Source organism: Rhizobium phaseoli (genome assembly GCF_003985125.1).
Lineage (GTDB): Bacteria > Pseudomonadota > Alphaproteobacteria > Rhizobiales > Rhizobiaceae > Rhizobium > Rhizobium phaseoli.
Genome location: NZ_ML133580.1, coordinates 119,241 through 136,903 on the forward strand (window position 1 = coordinate 119,241; position 17,663 = coordinate 136,903).

Sequence of the window (17,663 nt, forward strand, 5' to 3'; positions counted from 1 at the left end):
GTTTGCCGCCCGTCAGGATTTCTTGTCGACCGGCGGCGGAGTGACCGGTGCCGGATCCGGCTGCTTCTTGTCGGCCGCCTTGGCATCGTCGCTGGCAGGAGGCAGGCCGTTGGCGACCTTGTCCTTGATCTTCGGAATTTCGGCGGCTTCCGGCTCGGAGGCAAGCGCCCGGTTCCACTGATAGACGGCCTCGAGCTTACGGCCGACGCGCCAGTAGGCGTCGCCGAGATGGTCGTTGATCGTGGCGTCGCCAGCCTTGATCTGTGCGGCCCGCTCCAGCTCGTCGACAGCATCGTCGAAGCGGTTGAGGCGGAAATAGGCCCAGCCGAGCGAATCGATGATGTAGCCGTCGTCAGGACGAAGCTCGACGGCCTTCTTGATCATGCCGAGACCCTCGTCGAGATTCCGGTTCATGTCGATCCAGGAATAGCCGAGATAGTTCAGCACCTGCGGCTGATCGGGATTGAGTTCCAGGGCCTTGCGGAAATTCGGCTCCGCCTGGTCCCACTTCTTCAGCCGCTCATAGGCGATGCCGCGCTGGAAGAAGACGCTCCAATTGGGGCGGCCGGGAAAGGGGCCGATCACTTCGACGGCCTTGTCGTAATTGGCGGCCATTGCCTCGTAATCCTTGGCGTCGGAGAGCACGCTGCCATAGGCGAGGTAGCTGCGGATGTCCTTCGGGTCGGAGGCGATCAGCGCCTGCAGGTGCTTGCGGGCTTCGTCGACCTTGCCGCCCTGGGCAAGGGCAAGGCCGAGCTGCAGCTCGGAGATGCGCCGCATCGGCGAATTTTCCGGCACCTTCTTGTAGAGCGCGATGGCGCGGTCCATCTGGTTCTGCTTCTCGGCGATGCCGCCGAGCAGCACCAGCGTATCGGCGCTGTTGGGGTCGAGTGCATTGGCCGTCTGCAGGTAGAGCGAGACGATGTCCTCGGCGCCGTCGCGGTTCAGCGCGCCGCCGACCGAAAACAGCACGCCGGCGGCCCCTTCTTCAGCGGTCTTGACCTGCTGCTCCTGCTTCTCGCCCTTTTCGATGCTGTCGCGCAGCGCGTTCAGCGGCGCATAATTCGGCAACAGGTTGTCGCCGACGGACACGGCGTCGAGCGCCTTCTGCTTGTTGCCCTGTGACGCTTCGAGGCGGGCAAGCGCCATGACCGCGCGCATGAAGGTATCGGGCGCCGTCGCACCGCCTTCCTTGTCGAGCACGGCGTCGTTCAGATGCTGGCGGGCCGATTTCACGTCGCCGGCGACGACGGCGATCGCGCCGGCATTGTAATTCTGGAAGATGCGGACCCAATCCGGCCCCTTCATCTTCTCGACCATGGCAAGCGCTTCCTTGCCGCGGCCGGCGCCGACCCGGGCCCAGGCGAGCAGCAGGTCGTTCATCATCCGGTCGAGATCGTTCGGACCCTTGTATTTCAGGATGGATTCGGCGGTCTTGTAGTCGTCGCGGCGCACGGCATCCATGCCGCGCACGATGGTGGTGATGCGCTCGACCGAGGGATCGCCCTTCAGGTCGTTGGCATATTTGACGCCCTCCTTGATGTCGCCGTTGAGCAGCAGCGAGATCATCAGCCGCTGGCGAATCTCCGGATTGCCGGGCTCGATCTGCAGCGCCTTCTTGTAGAGCTCGATCGCCGTATCATAGTCATGATCGACGTCGGCGGTGCGCGCGGCGAGGAAGGCGCCGGAGAAAGTGGTGACGCTGTCGGCATCGAAGCTATCGGTTTTGCCGGCATCGGCCGCCGTCTTGGCCGCATCTTCGGCGTTCACGCCGGCGACGCCGCCGAGCGAAAGAACAGCCGCCAATGCTGCGCTCGTAAGAAGACGGATGGCAAGTCTCTGCCGCATGAGGAAACCTTTCTTCGAGAGCGTCCGGCCATGATGCCGATCGCAAATCAGTTGTGATCACTGATTCATAACAGGATGGCTTTTTTGAAGCGGCGCCGCAAGAAAATCAGCCCGCGATCGAGAACGTTTGATCAGTTGACGCGCTCGATGCAGAAATCGATCACTTCCATCAGGGCGGATTTCCATACCGTATCGGGAAGCGGCGCCAGCGCGTCGCGGGCGATCGTGCCGTAATGGACCGCCCGGCCGATCGTGTCGGCGAGCGTGCCGTATTTGGTGATCAGCCCGAGGGCCTTTTCCAGATTGGCGCCGCTGTTGCCGGCCTCGATCGCATCGCGCCAGAAGGCGCGCTCATCCTCGGTGCCGCGGCGATAGGCGAGGATGACGGGCAGCGTGATCTTGCCTTCGCGGAAATCGTCACCGACATTCTTGCCGAGATCGGCGGCCTTGCCGCCATAATCGAGCGCATCGTCGACGAGCTGGAAGGCGAGCCCCAGATTCATGCCGTAGGATTTCAGCGCGTTGCGGCCGGAGCGGCCGGCTTCGGCAACGATCGGCCCGACTTCGGCGGCGGCGGCAAAGAGGGCCGCCGTCTTGGCGCGGATGACGGAGAGATAATCGTCCTCCGTCGTCTCCATGTTCTTGGCGACGGAAAGCTGCAGCACTTCACCTTCGGCGATCACGCAGGCGGCGGAAGACAGCACGTCGAGCGCGTCGAGCGAGCCGACATCGACCATCATGCGGAAGGCTTGGCCGAGCAGGAAGTCGCCGACCAGCACGCTTGCCTGGTTGCCCCAGATCATCCGCGCTGTCGATTTGCCGCGGCGCAGGTCGCTTTCGTCGACGACGTCGTCATGCAGCAGTGTCGCCGTGTGCATGAATTCGACCGAGGTCGCGAGCTTGACGTGATTTTCGCCGCGGTAGTCGAACAGCGAGGCGGCCGCCAGCGTCAGCATCGGCCGCAGCCGCTTGCCGCCGGATGAAATCAGATGGTTCGCCACTTCGGGGATCATCTGCACGTCGGAGCCGGCCTTGGACAGAATAAGCTGGTTCACCCGCTCCATATCGGCCCTGGTGAGATCGACCAGCGGCTTGATGGATGCCAGTTTGTTTTTGCTTTCTTCAAGCGGTATGACCACGCCCAACGACCCGGACTCCTGTTCATTCATTATGAGCTGACAATAGAAAGGGGCGATGGACGCGGCAAGAGGTGAATTGTCGCGCAAGGCGAAATTGGAAGGAAAATCACGGCAAATGCATGAACTTATCCGCGCCAACGACCCCGTTCTGCTCTCCTATGCCGAGAGCCTGATGAAGGATGCGGGCATTCATTGCTTCATCGCCGATCAGGGCATGAGCGTGCTGGAAGGCTCGCTTGGCATGCTGCCGCGCCGTCTGCTGGTGGACGAAGAGATGGCCGACCAGGCCCGCCGCATCCTGATCGACGCCGGTCTCGGCGGCGAGCTGCGCGACAGGAAGTGAGCGAAATGACCGGCGCGCCTGGCCAAACAATCGACGCCTTCCATCGCGGCGCCTTCCACCTGGTGCAGCCGCAGGGCAGGGGCCATCGCGCCGGCATGGATGCGATGCTGCTGGCCGCCCTCGTCGCCGATAACCGTGCGGTCCGGGTTGCCGATCTCGGCGCCGGCGCCGGTGCGGCCGGTCTCGCCGTCGCCTCGCGCCTTGCCAAGGCGCAAGTGGTGCTGTTCGAGCGTTCGGCCGAGATGGCCGATTATGCCCGCCGCAGCATTCTCCTGCCGGAAAATGCCCATCTTGCCGCCCGCGTCAGCGTCGTCGAGGCGGATGTGGCGCTGACCGCCAAGGCGCGCAACGATGCCGGCCTCACCGATGAGAGTTTCCACCACGTCATCATGAACCCACCCTTCAACGATGCCGGCGACCGGCGCACGCCGGATGCGCTGAAGGCCGAAGCCCATGCGATGACCGACGGCCTGTTTGAAAGCTGGATCCGCACGGCCGGCGCGATCATGATCCCCGGCGGGCAATTGTCGCTGATCGCCAGGCCCCAATCGATCGCCGAGATCATCGACGCTTGCGGCCGGCGCTTCGGCGGCATCGAAATGACAGCCATCCATCCGCGCGAGGGTGAAAACGCCGTGCGGATCCTGGTGACCGCGATCAAGGGATCGCGGGCGCGGCTGTCGCTGCGTGCGCCGCTCATCATGCACGACGAGGGGAGCCACAGGTTCTCCCCTCTCGTCGACGATTTCAACAATGGCCGGGCGGCCTATGCCAGGCTTCGATCAGCGGCTAGAGCATGATGCCGAAAAGTGTGAGCGGTTTTCGGACGACATCATGCTCAACTCTTTAATTTAGAACAGGATTCAGATTTTAGGCCGCCGGGCCTAAAATCATCCTGTTCTAGCCGGTGACGAAGTCGAAGAGCAGCTTGACGTTCAGCCCGGCGATCACGACCGCGATCACATAGGCGATGCCGCTCAGCCAGCGCGGCGCGACGAGTTCGCCCATCTTGGCCTTGCTGGCGGTGAACATCACGAGCGGGAAGACGGCGAAGGAAAGCTGCAGGCTGAGCACCACCTGCGTGAGGATCAAAAGCTGCGCCGTGCCCTGGTCGCCGTACCAGATGGTGACGATTGCAGCCGGCACGATGGCGATCGCCCGGGTGATCAGCCGGCGCACCCATGGCTGCAGCCGGATCTTGAGGAAACCTTCCATGACGATCTGGCCGGCAAGCGTCGCCGTCACCGTCGAGTTGAGACCGCAGCACAGAAGCGCGATGCCGAACAGCGTCGGCGCGATGGCGAGACCCAGCAGCGGCGACAGCAGCGAATGGGCCTCGCCGAGTTCGACGATGTCGGTCCTGCCATGCGCATTGAAGGCGGCCGCGGCCAGGATCAGGATCGAGGCGTTGATCAGCAGCGCGAAGCAGAGAGCGACCGTTGAATCGATCGTCGCATAGGTCAGCGCCTCTTTCTTTTCCGGAACCGTATGGCCGTAGGCCCGCGTCTGCACGATGCCGGAGTGGAGGTAGAGATTGTGCGGCATGACGGTCGCGCCGAGAATGCCGAGCGCCAGATAGAGCATCTCAGGATTGGTGACGATCTCGGTGGTCGGGAAGAAGCCGGTGATGACGGAGCCCCATTGCGGGTCGGCAAGCAGTATCTGCACGCCGAAGCAGAGCGCGATGACGCCAAGCAGCGCGATGATGAAGGCTTCCACCCAGCGGAAGCCGAGTTTCTGCAGGAAGAGGATCACGAAAACGTCGAGCGCGGTGATGAGAACGCCGAGTTCGAGCGGAATGCCCATCAGCAGGTTAAGGCCGATCGCGGTGCCGATCACCTCGGCGATGTCAGTGGCGATGATGGCAATTTCGGCAAAGGCCCAGAGCGGCACCGAAACCCATTTCGGATAGGCGTCGCGGCAGGCCTGCGCAAGGTCGCGGCCCGAGGCGATCGCCAGACGCGCGCAGAGCGATTGCAGGACGATTGCCATCAGGTTGGAAAGCAGTGCGACGGTGAGCAGCGCATAGCCGAATTTCGAGCCGCCGGCGAGCGAGGTCGCCCAGTTGCCGGGGTCCATATAGCCGACGGCGACCATATAACCCGGCCCGGCAAAGGCCGCCGCTCTGCGCCATCTCGAGCTGTGACGCCCAGTTCCGACGGTGCGATAGACATCCGACAGCGACGCCTCTCCGCGTTCGTGCCGCCAGCCGCTTGTTGCATTGGGATTGAGGGCGTCCATGCCATTTCCACCTGTTTATCGTCTCTGCACTATGACGAATTAGAATGATAATGCAAGTCATTCGCAACAAGAAAAATCATCCCCGATGTTTTGCAAACGCGGCCATTGCGTTTGTCGTTCCAGCGCATACATGGATGCCGATCGCAGATGACGATCGGGCGACCCGAAGCGAAGGATGGGAAATGGCCGGATTCTTGAGAAAATTGCTGCCAAAACGGTTCCGCAAGGATGGCGTCACCATCCCGGTCGTCAGATTGCAGGGCGCGATCATCAGCGGCGGCGGGCAGTTCCGGCCGACCCTTAACCTCGCCAATGTCGCGCCGGTTCTGGAAAAAGCCTTCGCCATGAAGGACGCGCCGGCGGTTGCCATTGCGATCAACTCGCCGGGCGGCTCGCCCGTCCAGTCCCGGCTGATCTTCACCCGCATCCGCGAGCTTGCCCGCGAGAAGAAGAAGAAGGTTCTGATCTTCGTCGAGGATGTCGCCGCCTCCGGCGGTTATATGATCGCGCTTGCCGGCGACGAGATCATCGCCGACGCCACCTCGATCGTCGGCTCGATCGGCGTCGTCTCCGGCGGTTTCGGCTTTCCCGAACTGCTGAAGAAGATCGGCGTCGAGCGCCGCGTCTATACCGCCGGCGAGAACAAGGTGATCCTCGATCCGTTCCAGCCGGAAAAGGAAAAGGACATCGAGTACCTGAAGAGCCTGCAGCTCGAAATTCATCAGGTCTTCATAGCGATGGTGCGCGAGCGCCGCGCCGGCAAACTGAAGGACGACGCGACGGTCTTCTCAGGCCTGTTCTGGAGCGGCACCCGCGGCCTCGAACTCGGCCTCATCGATGGCCTCGGCGACATGCGCCAGGAGCTGAAGCGGCGCTACGGTCAGAAGACGAAGCTGGAACTCGTCACCGCCAGCCGCGGCCTGCTCGGCCGCCGCATTCCCGGCGTGTCGCCGGTCTCGCTCGAGGGGGCGGGATCTAGTCTTGTGACGGGGCTTGTCGAAGCGGCCGAAGAAAGAGCATTGTGGAGCCGCTTCGGGCTTTAAGGGAGCGAGAGAGGGACATGGCGCAGCTTATCACCATTTTGGTGCTGGTCTTTTCGGCCTGGTGGCTCTACCGCCGCTTCGTCTCCGACGCCCGCAAGCTCGCCGAAAAATCCCGCCGCGCCGAAAAGGAGCGCCAGACCGGCGCGATCGGCACGCTGGTCAAGGATCCCGTGACCGGGGAATACCGATTGAAGCGGGATGAGGAGTAGGTCCCGGCTGTCCCGCCCCTCATCCGCCAGGGGCAGAGGCTCTCTCCATACGGGCCGGCCCACTCTTGCAAAACCCTTGACCCCTGCGGCCCACCATGGCACCTGTCGCGCCGATAATTCCCAAGCAATCGGTGCCGTTTCATGTCAGCCATCCCAGACCATATGAACCCGAAGCGCTCCTTTCAGGCGCTGATCCTGACCCTGCACAGCTACTGGGCGGACAAGGGTTGCGCGGTGCTGCAACCTTACGACATGGAGGTCGGCGCCGGCACCTTCCATCCGGCCACCACGCTGCGCGCCCTCGGGCCGAAGCCGTGGAAGGCAGCCTATGTGCAGCCGTCGCGGCGTCCGTCCGACGGCCGCTATGGCGAGAACCCCAACCGCCTGCAGCATTATTACCAGTACCAGGTCATCCTGAAGCCGAACCCGCCGAATCTGCAGGAGCTTTATCTCGGTTCGCTCGCGGCGATCGGCCTCGACCCGCTGCTGCACGACATCCGCTTCGTCGAGGATGATTGGGAAAGCCCGACGCTCGGCGCCTGGGGCCTCGGCTGGGAATGCTGGTGTGACGGCATGGAGGTGTCGCAATTCACCTATTTCCAGCAGGTCTGCGGCATCGAGTGTGCGCCCGTCGCCGGTGAACTGACCTACGGTCTCGAGCGCCTCGCCATGTATGTTCAGGGCGTCGACAATGTCTACGACCTGAACTTCAACGGCCGCGAGGGCGACGAGAAGATCAGCTATGGCGACGTCTTCCTGCAGGCCGAGCAGGAATATTCGCGTCACAATTTCGAATTCGCCAATACCGAGATGCTGCATCGCCACTTCGTCGATGCCGAGAAGGAATGCCGGGCGCTGCTCGATGCCGGCGCGCCTGATGACAGCGCCAACCAGCGCCTGCACAAATGCGTCTTCCCGGCCTATGACCAGTGCATCAAGGCCAGCCACGTCTTCAACCTGCTCGACGCCCGCGGCGTCATCTCGGTCACCGAACGCCAGAGCTATATCCTGCGGGTGCGCACCCTCGCCAAGGCTTGCGGCGAAGCCTTCCTGCTGACCGACGCCGGCGGCGCCAATCTGTCGAAAGAGGCGGCGTGACGCAAAAACCGGCCAGCCGGATCGTCCATATCAACGGCTGGCCAGGCACCGGGAAGCTGACTGTCGGGCGCTTGCTGGCAAAAAGGCTCGGCGCGCGGCTCATCGACAATCATACGCTGCTCAATCCAGCCGAAGCGCTTTTCGGCCGCGGCAACCCTCTGCATGCATCGCTGCGTCAGCAGATTCGACAAGCGGTTTTCGACCATGCCATGCGCGCCGACTCAGCCGAATGCTTCGTCTTTACCGATGCTCTTGCGGATGACGCGGATGATAGGGCGACGTTCTCCTGGTATCTCGATCTGGCGGCCGCCAGAGGCGCGGATCTGGTCGCGGTTCTCCTCGATTGCGCGCCGGAGGAGAATGCCAGGCGCCTCGTCTTTCCCGGCCGATCCGAGGCGCTCAAGCTGACGGATACGGCGAAGCTGCAGCAGCTCCGGGCAAACTACCAACTGCTGCGCGGACTGGCTGAACAGACGGTCGTCATTGACACGACGGAGCTTTTGCCGGAGCAGACGGCGGCCCGAATTCTCGCGCAGATCGGTGTTTGACGATAAAGCAGCCTCGAAAAAATAATTGCTTCCGCGACTGCGCTTCTTTTGCGCGAACCGCTCGACCACTATCTTATCGCTGTTTCGATCACGTATAGATTCGGTCTGTCTTTTGAAGCGCTGCATTTTTTATTTCAACATCACATTTGAAAACTGCCCAGGCGGGATGCCGCGCTTTTTCTCGTGGCTTGTCTCATGCGCAATGCTTGTCCTGCTGACATCATGCAGCGATTTTGACAACGAGTTCACCGTCCGGTCGGCAAACAGTACGGTTGAAGTCTACACCGACGGCACTGCCTTTGTGGCGGAGCAGTTCGACATCGCCGTAAAAATGGCGACAAATTACGGCGGCGTTTATGTTGATATCCCTCAACGTTTCACGGATGCGGCAGGTGGCGTTCACTGGCGAGATTTCAAACTGGCCGCAGCCCGGCGTGACGGACAAGACGAATATTATTCCCGAGAGCATAATGTGCCGGGCTACTCGATTTACATAGGAGCGGAGCACTGCAAGAACTGCTCTGCAAATTTGCCCACCGGTCTTACAAAGATCCAGATCGCCTACTGGCTCGGACGCCTGGTTCGTCAGGAAGGCGACCGCGAGATTCTCTTCCTGCCGGCCTATATGGGCCGCGTGCACGGTCAGGGAGCGAAAAAGACGCTTACCCTGAAGCTGCCGCCGGGCGGAACGTTACGCCCTTCGCAACAGGATAGGGCGGCGGCCTATGACATCAGGCAGAGCGCGCCGAATGAAATCTTGGTGTCTATTGCAGCAGGCAAGGGGGATCGAGTCCTGCCTGATATCGAGATCGAATATCCCGCAGGGACCTTTGTGACAGTCACGAGCGGCAAGCGGATACAGTGGTGGCTTTCCGATCACTTTCTCCCATTCATCAGCATTTTGGGAGTGCTCATCGCCGGCCTGTTCGTGCTCACGAGATGGCAGGGCTGGCGATTGCCTGCATCCTCAATTGCTATCGACGGCAAGGAAACGGAGAGTATATCGCCTGCTTTAGCCGCCTATTTGTTTTGGAACTGGAAGCCGGGTGCTGCAAAGGCAGCCTTCATGGCGTCCGTCTGCCATCTCGCAACGAAAAGAATGCTTCGCATTTCCAGCCTTGGCGAGGATGCTGAAGCTTCGAATTTGTCTGCCAGGCAGCTGCGCAAGAAGGGCAAAGTGGCGCGAGCCAGATGGTATGGTCTTCCAGCTGTGACGCGTTCGGTATTTGGTCGAATCGAAGGAGAACGGCCTGCCAATGATCGGCGCACGGTCATATATGCCCTGCACGGTTTCCAACGTGACTTGCAGCAGATCGTCGCTGACGAATATCGGAAAATGAGAGGTGGTGTAGATCGAACAGCGCTGATGATCTCGGCGGCCATTCTGGCTCTCGGCATTGCCGTCGCCGCTTTCTCAGGCCTTTTGATCTATTCCGCGGCCATCTGCGGGATATTGTTCATTCTATTGATCGTTGTAACAATCTTCCGCCATCCGGAGCGGTTTCCCGTGGCCACCGGCACCTCCGAGCAGTTCAAACAAGCGGCTACTTTGTTTGTGACTCTTCCGGCGATGGTGATTGCTGCAGTTTCCTATATCGGCACGACCGAGGTGATCAGCGAACAGCGGCCATATCTGGTGGCGATCTTGCTGCATATTGCCGGCATTATCGCCGTTTTGGCGACAATGCGCATGCCAACGTCGAAGCAGCGGCAGATCCGCAATAACATCCTCGATTTGAAGCGTTATATCAGCGGCGAGATTAACGGTCCGGCAATGTCGGTCGAATGCTACGAGCACTATCTGCCATTCGCCATTGCGCTTGAAATCGAGCAACGCTGGACCCAACGCTTCAATCTGTGGCGGGAAAGCGAGAAGATGGATGCCTATACGCCGGATTGGCGGAGCAGTTCTTAAGCGACGGTGAAATCGAAGTCTGTTTGAGCCGAAGACAACCGCGCCAAGATGACTTTCCCATGCCGAATCACTAACCTGCGATCATCAAATCGGGGAGCCCATCTGCATGTACGTGATACTCGCAATTATCGTCGTCATCGCGCTTTACATCGTCTTCATCTACAACGGCCTGGTTCGCTCCCGGCAGATGGCGGAGGAAGCCTGGTCGGGCATCGATGTGCAGCTGAAGCGCCGCGCCGATCTGATCCCCAACCTGATCGAGACGGTCAAGGGCTATGCCGCCCATGAAAAGTCGACGCTCGAAGAGGTGGTTGCGCTGCGCAACAAGGCACAGGCCGTACCATCCGGCGATGTCGCGGGCAGGGCGCAGGCGGAAGGGTTGCTCGGCCAGGCGCTCGGGCGGGTCATCGCGCTCGCCGAGGCCTATCCGGATCTCAAGGCCAACCAGAATTTTGCCGAGCTGCAGGCCTCGCTCGAAACCATGGAGGGCGAGCTGCAGATGGCGCGGCGTTATTACAACGGGGCGGCCCGTGATCTGAACGTCAAGGTCGAAAGCTTCCCCTCCAATCTCGTCGCCGGCCAGTTCGGTTTTGCCAAGCGCGAGTATTTCGAAATCACCAATGAGGCCGATCGCGCCGTTCCCAGCGTGAAATTCTGACGATCGGCATTTTGCCTTTGCGAAAAAGCGATTAAGAGCAGGGCAGACTGCGGCCGATAAGAGCTTGTCGCGCAAAAGTGTGCAGCGGTTTTGCTATGACGACATGCGCAAAACCAAAGACCCAAAGCGCGGGCCAAGCGAATCTGAAAGATCGCGATGCGCTTTAGGCGCCCCCATGGACGGAAGACATAGCATGACACGCACAGCCAAACTCACGATCATCCCGCCGGGCAGGCCGCTTTCGGGCCGCGCCATGCCCCCAGGTTCGAAGTCGATCACCAATCGCGCCCTGCTGCTCGCCGGCCTTGCCAAGGGCACGAGCCGGCTGACCGGCGCGCTGAAGAGCGACGACACGCGTTATATGGCCGATGCGCTGCGCGCCATGGGCGTTGCGATCGACGAGCCCGATGACACCACCTTCGTTGTAACAGGCAGCGGCCGACTCATGCCGCCGAAGGCGCCGCTCTTCCTCGGCAATGCCGGCACGGCCACACGCTTCCTGACGGCGGCCGCCGCTCTCGTCCACGGCACCGTCGTCGTCGACGGCGACGAGCACATGCGCAAGCGCCCGATCGGCCCGCTGGTCGAGGCGATGCGCACACTCGGCATCGATGTCAGCGCCGAGACCGGCTGCCCGCCGGTCACCGTCAGGGGCACCGGCCGCTTCGAGGCCGACCGCATCCTCATCGATGGCGGGTTGTCCAGCCAATATGTCTCGGCGCTGCTGATGATGGCGGCCGGTGGCGACCGTCCTGTTGACATCGAACTCGTCGGCGAGGATATCGGCGCGCTCGGCTATATCGATCTCACCACGGCGGCGATGCAGGCCTTTGGCGCCAGGGTCGAAAAGACCAGCCCCGTCACCTGGCGCGTCGAGCCGACCGGCTACCGCGCCGCCGATTTCGTCATCGAGCCTGATGCATCCGCCGCGACCTATCTCTGGGCGGCCGAAGTGCTGAGCGATGGCCAGATCGATCTCGGCGTGCCGAACGATGCCTTCACCCAGCCGGATGCCAAGGCCTACGAGACGATCGCCAAGTTCCCGCATCTGCCGGCTGAAATCGATGGTTCGCAGATGCAGGATGCCGTGCCGACGATCGCCGTGCTTGCCGCCTTCAACGAGACGCCGGTCCGCTTCGTCGGCATCGCCAATCTGCGCGTCAAGGAATGCGACCGCATCCGCGCCTTGTCCACCGGCCTCAACAACATCCGCGAAGGTCTGGCCGTCGAGGAGGGGGACGATCTGATCGTCCATTCCGATCCTGCTCTCGCCGGTCAGACGCTGCCGGCAGAGATCGACACCTTTGCCGATCACCGCATTGCCATGAGCTTTGCGCTCGCCGGCCTGAAGATCGACGGCATCACCATTCTCGATCCCGATTGCGTCGGCAAGACCTTCCCGGCTTACTGGCGCACGCTCGCGGCCCTCGGCGTGGAATATCAGGGCAAGGATTGACGAAAAGCGCGGCCGGGCCGCCGGCGGGGAGACAGGAATGGGGCGTCGGTTTTTCGGATTCTGCTTGGCGCTCTTGTTGATGCTCGCCGCGCCGGCGGTCTTTGCCGCCGAGGTGATCGACAGCTTCGCCTCCGACATCACGCTCGAAAAGAGCGGCGCGATGACGGTGACGGAAACGGTCACCGTCAATGCCGAGGGCAACCGGATCAATCACGGCATCTTCCGGGACTTTCCGCTTTATTTCACCGATGCCGGGGGCCGTCGCCGCAGCGTCGATTTCGATATGGTGTCGGTCAGCCGCGACGGCGCCGACGAGCCCTGGCACACCGAGTCTATATCGGGCGGCGTCCGCATCTATGCCGGTTCGGCCGAGGTGACGGTGACGCCGGGGCGCCATCGCTACGTCTTCACCTACAAGACCGACCGTCAGATCCGCTATTTCGCCGATCACGACGAACTCTACTGGAACGTCACCGGCAATGGCTGGATCTTTCCGATCCGCTCGGCCACCGCGATGGTGCGGCTGCCGCCGGGTGTCGCAGCTACGGACACGATCTTCTTCACCGGTCTTCAGGGCGCGACGGGAAAGAATGCCCGGGTCGGCCAAACTCCGGCCGGCCTCGTCTTTGCGACCACCGCGCCGCTCGATGCCAATGAGGGCCTGACCTTCGCAATTCGCATGCCGAAGGGCTCGATCGATCCGCCGAGCGCCGATATGGAAAGCACCTGGTGGCTGAAGGACAACCGCGATTATTTCATCGGCTTCGGCGGCCTGATCCTGGTTTTCGCCTATTATCTGAGATCCTGGCTGAAGGTCGGCCGCGACCCCGCCCGCGGTGTCATCGTGCCGCGCTGGGATGCGCCAGAGGGCGTCTCGCCGGCGCTGGTCAACTATATCGACAACAAGGGCTTCTCCGGCGGGGGCTGGACGGCGCTTGCCGCAACCGCGCTCGATCTGGCCGTCCGCGGTTACGTCAAACTCGAGGATCTCAAGGATTCGATCATCATTCGCGGTACCGGCAAGCCGCTCGGCAGAGAAAAATTCCAGGCCGGCGAGACCGAGCTCCTGAAAGCTGCCGGCGGCGCGGGATCGACGCTGACGATCGACAAGGCCAATGGCGAGCGGGTGAAATCCGTCGGCCAGGCCTTCCGGTCGGCGATCGAGAAGGAGCATCGCGGCAAATATTATAATTCCAACATCGGCTACACCACAGGCGGCATCGCCCTCAGTGCCGCCGCGCTGGTGGCGCTGTTCGTCTTCGGGTCGCTCAATCCCGATACGATCATGCTGATGCTGATCCCGATTGCGATCTCGGTCTTCATTGCCGTCTTCATCGCCGGTTTGGTCAAGTCGCTGCATCACGGCCGATCGCTGTTCGCCAAGGTGCTGGCCATCATCGCCGCGGCAGTCGGTGTTTTCGTCGGCGTCAGCATCCTTTCGATCGTGGTCCTGACATTCGCCTCATCGCTGATGGAACTGCACGAGACGCCGATGCTCTTTGCGATCGGCGGCATCGTGCTGCTCAACATCCTCTATTTCTTCATCATGGGCGCGCCGACCCCGCTCGGCGCCAGGATGATGGACGGCGTTGACGGCCTGCGGCAATATTTGACGCTGGCCGAGAAGGACCGGATGAACACAGCCGGCGCGCCCAAAATGTCGCCGCAGCATTTCGAGACGCTGCTGCCCTATGCGGTGGCGCTCGGTGTCGAAAAACCCTGGTCGCGCACCTTCGAAACCTGGCTTGCGGCAGCCGCTGCCGGCACGGCCGCTGCCTATGCGCCGTCCTGGTATTCCGGCAATTTCGACGGCGGCCGCTTTTCCGATCGTGTCGGCGGCTTCTCCTCGTCGATGGCCTCGACCATTGCCTCGACGATCCCATCGCCGCCGCCCTCGAGCTCATCCTCCGGCTTTTCCGGCGGCGGTTCGTCCGGCGGGGGCGGCGGCGGTGGCGGTGGCGGGGGTTGGTAAGCTTTCCCGCTTGACCTTTCGGCGCTTGGCCCTTAACCGCCAAGGACAAAAGGAAAGGGTGGCGCATGAAGGTTCTGTTGATCGGATCGGGCGGACGCGAGCACGCACTCGCCTGGAAGCTGGCGCAATCGCCGTTGCTGAGCGAATTCTATGCCGCACCCGGCAATCCCGGCATTGCCGAACACGCCGCCCTCGTGCCCATCAATATCGACGATCACGAAGCGGTCGCCGCTTTCTGCCGGGAGAAGGCGATCGATTTCGTCGTCGTCGGCCCCGAGGCGCCGCTTGTCGCTGGCCTTGCCGACCGCTTGCGCGCTGATGGCCTGGCGGTCTTCGGTCCCTCTGCGGCTGCCGCCCAGCTTGAAGGCTCCAAGGGCTTCACCAAGGATATCTGTGCCCGCTACGGCATTCCCACAGGCGCCTACCAGCGCTTCAACAACGCACCGAAGGCCAAGGCCTATATTCGCGCTCGGGGCGCGCCGATCGTCGTCAAGGCCGACGGTCTCGCGGCCGGCAAGGGCGTGACGGTTGCGATGACCCTGGACGAGGCGCTCGCTGCCGTCGATGACTGTTTCGAGGGTGCCTTTGGTGCTGCCGGCGCCGAAGTCGTCGTCGAAGCCTATCTCGACGGCGAGGAGGCGAGCTTCTTCTGCCTCTGCGACGGCAGACACGCGCTGCCACTCGCAACCGCCCAGGATCACAAGCGAGTGGGCGAGGGCGATACCGGCGTCAATACCGGCGGCATGGGCGCCTATTCGCCGGCGCCGGTGATGACCGCCGAAATGGTCGAGCGCACCATGAAGGAAATCATCGAGCCGACCATTCGCGGCATGGCCGAGAGCGGCCACCCCTTCTCCGGCGTGTTTTTCGCCGGGCTGATGATCACGGCGAAGGGGCCTGAACTCATCGAATACAATGTCCGCTTCGGCGATCCCGAATGCCAGGTGATGATGATGCGGTTGAAGAGCGATCTGCTGCCGCTGCTTCTGGCCGCCGCCAACGGCACGCTCGATCAGGTCGGCGCCGACTGGAGCGACGATCCGGCCTTGACTGTCGTGATGGCCTCGAAGGGCTATCCCGGCGCCTATGAAAAGAACACGCCGATCCTCTCCCTGCCGCAGGCGGGTGAGGGCGAGAAAGTGTTTCATGCCGGCACGGGCCTGAAGGACGGCGCGCTGGTCGCGACCGGCGGCCGCGTGCTGAACGTCACCGCGACCGGCGGCACGGTCGCCGAGGCGAGCGACCGCGCCTACGCCCTGCTCGACAAGGTCCGCTGGGAAAACGGCTTCTGCCGCCGCGACATCGGCTGGCGGGCGATCGAGCGCGAAAAGGCCTGATATCAGGCATAAACCGGCGCCTTCGTTAAATTTTTACCCTTTCCCCTGACGGGATGGAAACAAAGCTGCGTTAAAACGCTCTCATAGCAAGTCGCGCAAAAGTGTGCATCGGTTTTGCGATAACGACATGCGCCAAAACAAAACCTAAAGCGCAAGCGAATCTGAAAGATCGCGACGCGCTTTAGTGAGACGGAGCAGCCTTCATGCGTCAGATTTTCCTTGGTGCGGCAATCCTGCTGATGGCAGGTTCGGCAATGGCCTCCTCGATCGAGGTGATCGGCAAGGCTGCGCCGCGCCCTGCCGAGGGCAGCATCGTCACTGAAAGCTGCGCCGATTGCCCGCCGCTGCAGGCCGAGGTCACCAAGAAGGATTACACGGTGCCGGAACTGAAGCCCGGCGCCATGCAGGCGACCGAGGTCCGTGATGTCGGCGGCGAAAAGAAGATCTATCGCACCGAAGCCTGGATGGGCGGTTCCCCCGTCCTCTTCGTCAGCAAGGCAACTCCGGAAGCGATGATTGCCGCCGCCCCGCCGGCCCCGGCCGCAGACGGCATCGATATGAGCGCCACCACCGCTGCCGTCATCGGCAGCGATGCCCGGCCGGTCGCCGCCGGCATGGCGCAACAGCCGGCGCCGCTGGACGTGTCCGAATTCAAGCTGCGGTTCTAAAAACGCTGCAGCTTCTTCCGTCCTGATTTGCCTGAAGAAAAAGTTCCCTGCCCCTGCCCGATCAAGGTTTCGATCGTTGGGGTTCCACCTCAGGTGGAGCGGATGCACCCTCGAAGAGAAGCGGGGGTGCATTCTGTTTTGACCTAAGCTCCGGCGGCCGCGCCGCTTTCAAGTTCCGCCACACGTTCGATCAGCCGCTCGATCTCGCGATCGGAAAACACTTCGATACCGGCCGCTTTCAGCGCCGCCGCCGTCACGCCGTTGCCGGCCTGCCTGCGGCCGGAAAAGCTGCCATCATAGATGAAAGCCGAGCCGCAGGACGGGCTACCGTCGATGAGCAGCGCATAGCGGCAGCCGGCCTGCCTTGCGAGCGCCACGGCGTTCTCCGCCGCCTGCACGAAGTCTTCCGTCACATCGCCGCCGGTGATCTCGACAACCCGCGCCGTGCCGGCCAGCACCTCTTCGCCCGTTGCCGCGCCGGCGATCTCCGCCGGCGGCCGCGGCACCTTCATGCCCGCCGACATTTCCGGACAGATCGTCACCAGCCGCCCCTCGGCGCGCCATCTGTCGATCGCCGGATGCAGCAACGGCTTCGCGCGGCCATCATAGCGGACGGCGTGCCCCATGAGGCAGGCGCTGACGAGAATCCTGTTTTGCATGCCTGTTTGATAACGCTACGGCGGCGATAATGCCAGTGTTGGATGACCTCGTATTGCGTGATCATCCCTCGGCGGTGGCTCGAACAACCTGACCGCACTATTGAGCGCCAGAGGCATGGATCCTCGGCTCAAGGCCGAGTTGGTGACGATGTAGGCAATATCCCGCCATGGCGGGCAGAGTGCTTGGTTGTGGATACTCGGGTCAAGCCCGAGTATGACGGAGGGTGGGGAGGGCGCCGGGCAAGAGGCGAGAGGTCTGGAGCAAACTCAGCAAGGTTGTGTAGCGGTTTTCGCCTTCATAATCATGCAAAGTCACCGAGAAACCTCGGCCCCAGCTGGCTTGCCGTTGGCGCGTACGGCGCTCTCTTTGGCACACAGGCTCACCCACCCTCCGTCGTCCTCGGGCTTGACCCCATAGGCGCTAACTTAGCCTTGACGGTGATGATCGCGAATGATTCACCTTGGTGATGAGCGATTCGTTGCAAGCATTGGATTGGGACGAGCTAGTCGGACGACTGGGCTCGGCCGA

16 protein-coding genes are annotated in these 17,663 nt (G+C 62.2%); 12 read left to right on the top strand and 4 right to left on the bottom strand.

Features of this window, described 5'->3' with window-relative positions; translation table 11 throughout:
* Positions 1-12: 12 nt before the first annotated feature.
* Together EFD56_RS23100 and EFD56_RS23105 are read right to left on the bottom strand one after the other, a co-directional pair.
* Positions 13-1,848 carry a tetratricopeptide repeat protein gene (locus tag EFD56_RS23100; RefSeq protein WP_085741891.1) on the bottom strand — a complete coding sequence of 612 codons (1,836 nt, stop codon included), beginning with the start codon at positions 1,846-1,848 and terminating at the stop codon, positions 13-15.
* Between the two features lie 131 nt (positions 1,849-1,979).
* Positions 1,980-2,993 carry a polyprenyl synthetase family protein gene (locus EFD56_RS23105; RefSeq protein ID WP_126906375.1) on the bottom strand — a complete coding sequence of 338 codons (1,014 nt, stop codon included), beginning with the start codon at positions 2,991-2,993 and terminating at the stop codon, positions 1,980-1,982.
* Positions 2,994-3,102: 109 nt separating this feature from the next.
* Between EFD56_RS23105 and EFD56_RS23110 the strand changes: the two genes are divergently transcribed.
* Together EFD56_RS23110 and EFD56_RS23115 are read left to right on the top strand one after the other, a co-directional pair.
* Complete coding sequence (locus EFD56_RS23110; protein ID WP_004672609.1) at positions 3,103-3,330, top strand: putative signal transducing protein; 228 nt, start codon at positions 3,103-3,105, stop codon at positions 3,328-3,330.
* A 5-nt stretch (positions 3,331-3,335) separates the two neighbouring features.
* Complete coding sequence (locus tag EFD56_RS23115; protein ID WP_085741892.1) at positions 3,336-4,130, top strand: tRNA1(Val) (adenine(37)-N6)-methyltransferase; 795 nt, start codon at positions 3,336-3,338, stop codon at positions 4,128-4,130.
* 100 nt (positions 4,131-4,230) lie between these two features.
* Here the strand turns inward: EFD56_RS23115 and EFD56_RS23120 are convergent, their stop codons facing one another.
* Positions 4,231-5,571 carry an Nramp family divalent metal transporter gene (locus EFD56_RS23120; RefSeq protein WP_016734641.1) on the bottom strand — a complete coding sequence of 447 codons (1,341 nt, stop codon included), beginning with the start codon at positions 5,569-5,571 and terminating at the stop codon, positions 4,231-4,233.
* 182 nt (positions 5,572-5,753) lie between these two features.
* Here EFD56_RS23120 and EFD56_RS23125 point away from each other — a divergent pair, with 182 nt between their 5' ends.
* From EFD56_RS23125 to EFD56_RS23170, 10 genes are all read left to right on the top strand, one after another.
* Positions 5,754-6,614, top strand: a complete 861-nt coding sequence (locus EFD56_RS23125) for a S49 family peptidase (RefSeq protein ID WP_126906376.1) — start codon at positions 5,754-5,756, stop codon at positions 6,612-6,614.
* 17 nt (positions 6,615-6,631) lie between these two features.
* Positions 6,632-6,823 carry a hypothetical protein gene (locus EFD56_RS23130; RefSeq protein WP_003584596.1) on the top strand — a complete coding sequence of 64 codons (192 nt, stop codon included), beginning with the start codon at positions 6,632-6,634 and terminating at the stop codon, positions 6,821-6,823.
* 141 nt (positions 6,824-6,964) lie between these two features.
* Positions 6,965-7,921, top strand: a complete 957-nt coding sequence (locus EFD56_RS23135) for a glycine--tRNA ligase subunit alpha (RefSeq protein ID WP_064827045.1) — start codon at positions 6,965-6,967, stop codon at positions 7,919-7,921.
* The gene (locus tag EFD56_RS23140) at positions 7,918-8,469 is read left to right on the top strand and encodes a P-loop nucleotide/nucleoside kinase family protein (protein WP_126906377.1); all 552 of its coding nucleotides are present in this window, start codon (positions 7,918-7,920) and stop codon (positions 8,467-8,469) included. Before EFD56_RS23135 ends, EFD56_RS23140 begins: the two co-directional genes overlap by 4 nt.
* Positions 8,470-8,635: 166 nt before the next feature.
* Entirely contained in the window at positions 8,636-10,384 is a 1,749-nt protein-coding gene (locus EFD56_RS23145; protein WP_164736857.1) for a DUF2207 family protein, read from the top strand.
* 106 nt (positions 10,385-10,490) lie between these two features.
* On the top strand, positions 10,491-11,042 hold the full coding sequence (locus EFD56_RS23150) for a LemA family protein (RefSeq protein ID WP_004672603.1): 552 nt from the start codon (positions 10,491-10,493) through the stop codon (positions 11,040-11,042).
* Between the two features lie 193 nt (positions 11,043-11,235).
* Positions 11,236-12,498, top strand: coding sequence for a 3-phosphoshikimate 1-carboxyvinyltransferase (gene aroA / locus EFD56_RS23155; protein WP_126906378.1), 1,263 nt, complete (start codon positions 11,236-11,238; stop codon positions 12,496-12,498).
* 37 nt (positions 12,499-12,535) lie between these two features.
* Complete coding sequence (locus tag EFD56_RS23160) at positions 12,536-14,470, top strand: DUF2207 domain-containing protein (RefSeq protein ID WP_126906379.1); 1,935 nt, start codon at positions 12,536-12,538, stop codon at positions 14,468-14,470.
* A 65-nt stretch (positions 14,471-14,535) separates the two neighbouring features.
* Positions 14,536-15,807, top strand: coding sequence for a phosphoribosylamine--glycine ligase (gene purD, locus EFD56_RS23165; protein ID WP_126906380.1), 1,272 nt, complete (start codon positions 14,536-14,538; stop codon positions 15,805-15,807).
* Positions 15,808-16,010: 203 nt separating this feature from the next.
* Positions 16,011-16,475, top strand: coding sequence for a plant virulence effector HPE1-like domain-containing protein (locus EFD56_RS23170; protein WP_126906381.1), 465 nt, complete (start codon positions 16,011-16,013; stop codon positions 16,473-16,475).
* A gap of 143 nt (positions 16,476-16,618) precedes the next feature.
* On the opposite strand, the gene EFD56_RS23175 is transcribed toward EFD56_RS23170, so the two are convergent.
* Positions 16,619-17,134: a 2-thiouracil desulfurase family protein gene (locus EFD56_RS23175; RefSeq protein WP_126906382.1), complete on the bottom strand. Its 516-nt coding sequence runs from the start codon at positions 17,132-17,134 to the stop codon at positions 16,619-16,621.
* Positions 17,135-17,663: the final 529 nt, after the last annotated feature.

Bases quoted from the DNA above. Each gene is read 5' to 3' on its own strand.
- EFD56_RS23100 (WP_085741891.1), bottom strand. From the start codon at position 1,848: ATGCGGCAGAGACTTGCCATCCGTCTTCTTACGAGCGCAGCATTGGCG.
- EFD56_RS23110 (WP_004672609.1), top strand. From the start codon at position 3,103: ATGCATGAACTTATCCGCGCCAACGACCCCGTTCTGCTCTCCTATGCC.
- EFD56_RS23115 (WP_085741892.1), top strand. From the start codon at position 3,336: ATGACCGGCGCGCCTGGCCAAACAATCGACGCCTTCCATCGCGGCGCC.
- EFD56_RS23120 (WP_016734641.1), bottom strand. From the start codon at position 5,571: ATGGACGCCCTCAATCCCAATGCAACAAGCGGCTGGCGGCACGAACGC.
- EFD56_RS23125 (WP_126906376.1), top strand. From the start codon at position 5,754: ATGGCCGGATTCTTGAGAAAATTGCTGCCAAAACGGTTCCGCAAGGAT.
- EFD56_RS23130 (WP_003584596.1), top strand. From the start codon at position 6,632: ATGGCGCAGCTTATCACCATTTTGGTGCTGGTCTTTTCGGCCTGGTGG.
- EFD56_RS23135 (WP_064827045.1), top strand. From the start codon at position 6,965: ATGTCAGCCATCCCAGACCATATGAACCCGAAGCGCTCCTTTCAGGCG.
- EFD56_RS23145 (WP_164736857.1), top strand. From the start codon at position 8,636: ATGCCGCGCTTTTTCTCGTGGCTTGTCTCATGCGCAATGCTTGTCCTG.
- EFD56_RS23150 (WP_004672603.1), top strand. From the start codon at position 10,491: ATGTACGTGATACTCGCAATTATCGTCGTCATCGCGCTTTACATCGTC.
- aroA (WP_126906378.1), top strand. From the start codon at position 11,236: ATGACACGCACAGCCAAACTCACGATCATCCCGCCGGGCAGGCCGCTT.
- EFD56_RS23160 (WP_126906379.1), top strand. From the start codon at position 12,536: ATGGGGCGTCGGTTTTTCGGATTCTGCTTGGCGCTCTTGTTGATGCTC.
- purD (WP_126906380.1), top strand. From the start codon at position 14,536: ATGAAGGTTCTGTTGATCGGATCGGGCGGACGCGAGCACGCACTCGCC.
- EFD56_RS23170 (WP_126906381.1), top strand. From the start codon at position 16,011: ATGCGTCAGATTTTCCTTGGTGCGGCAATCCTGCTGATGGCAGGTTCG.
- EFD56_RS23175 (WP_126906382.1), bottom strand. From the start codon at position 17,134: ATGCAAAACAGGATTCTCGTCAGCGCCTGCCTCATGGGGCACGCCGTC.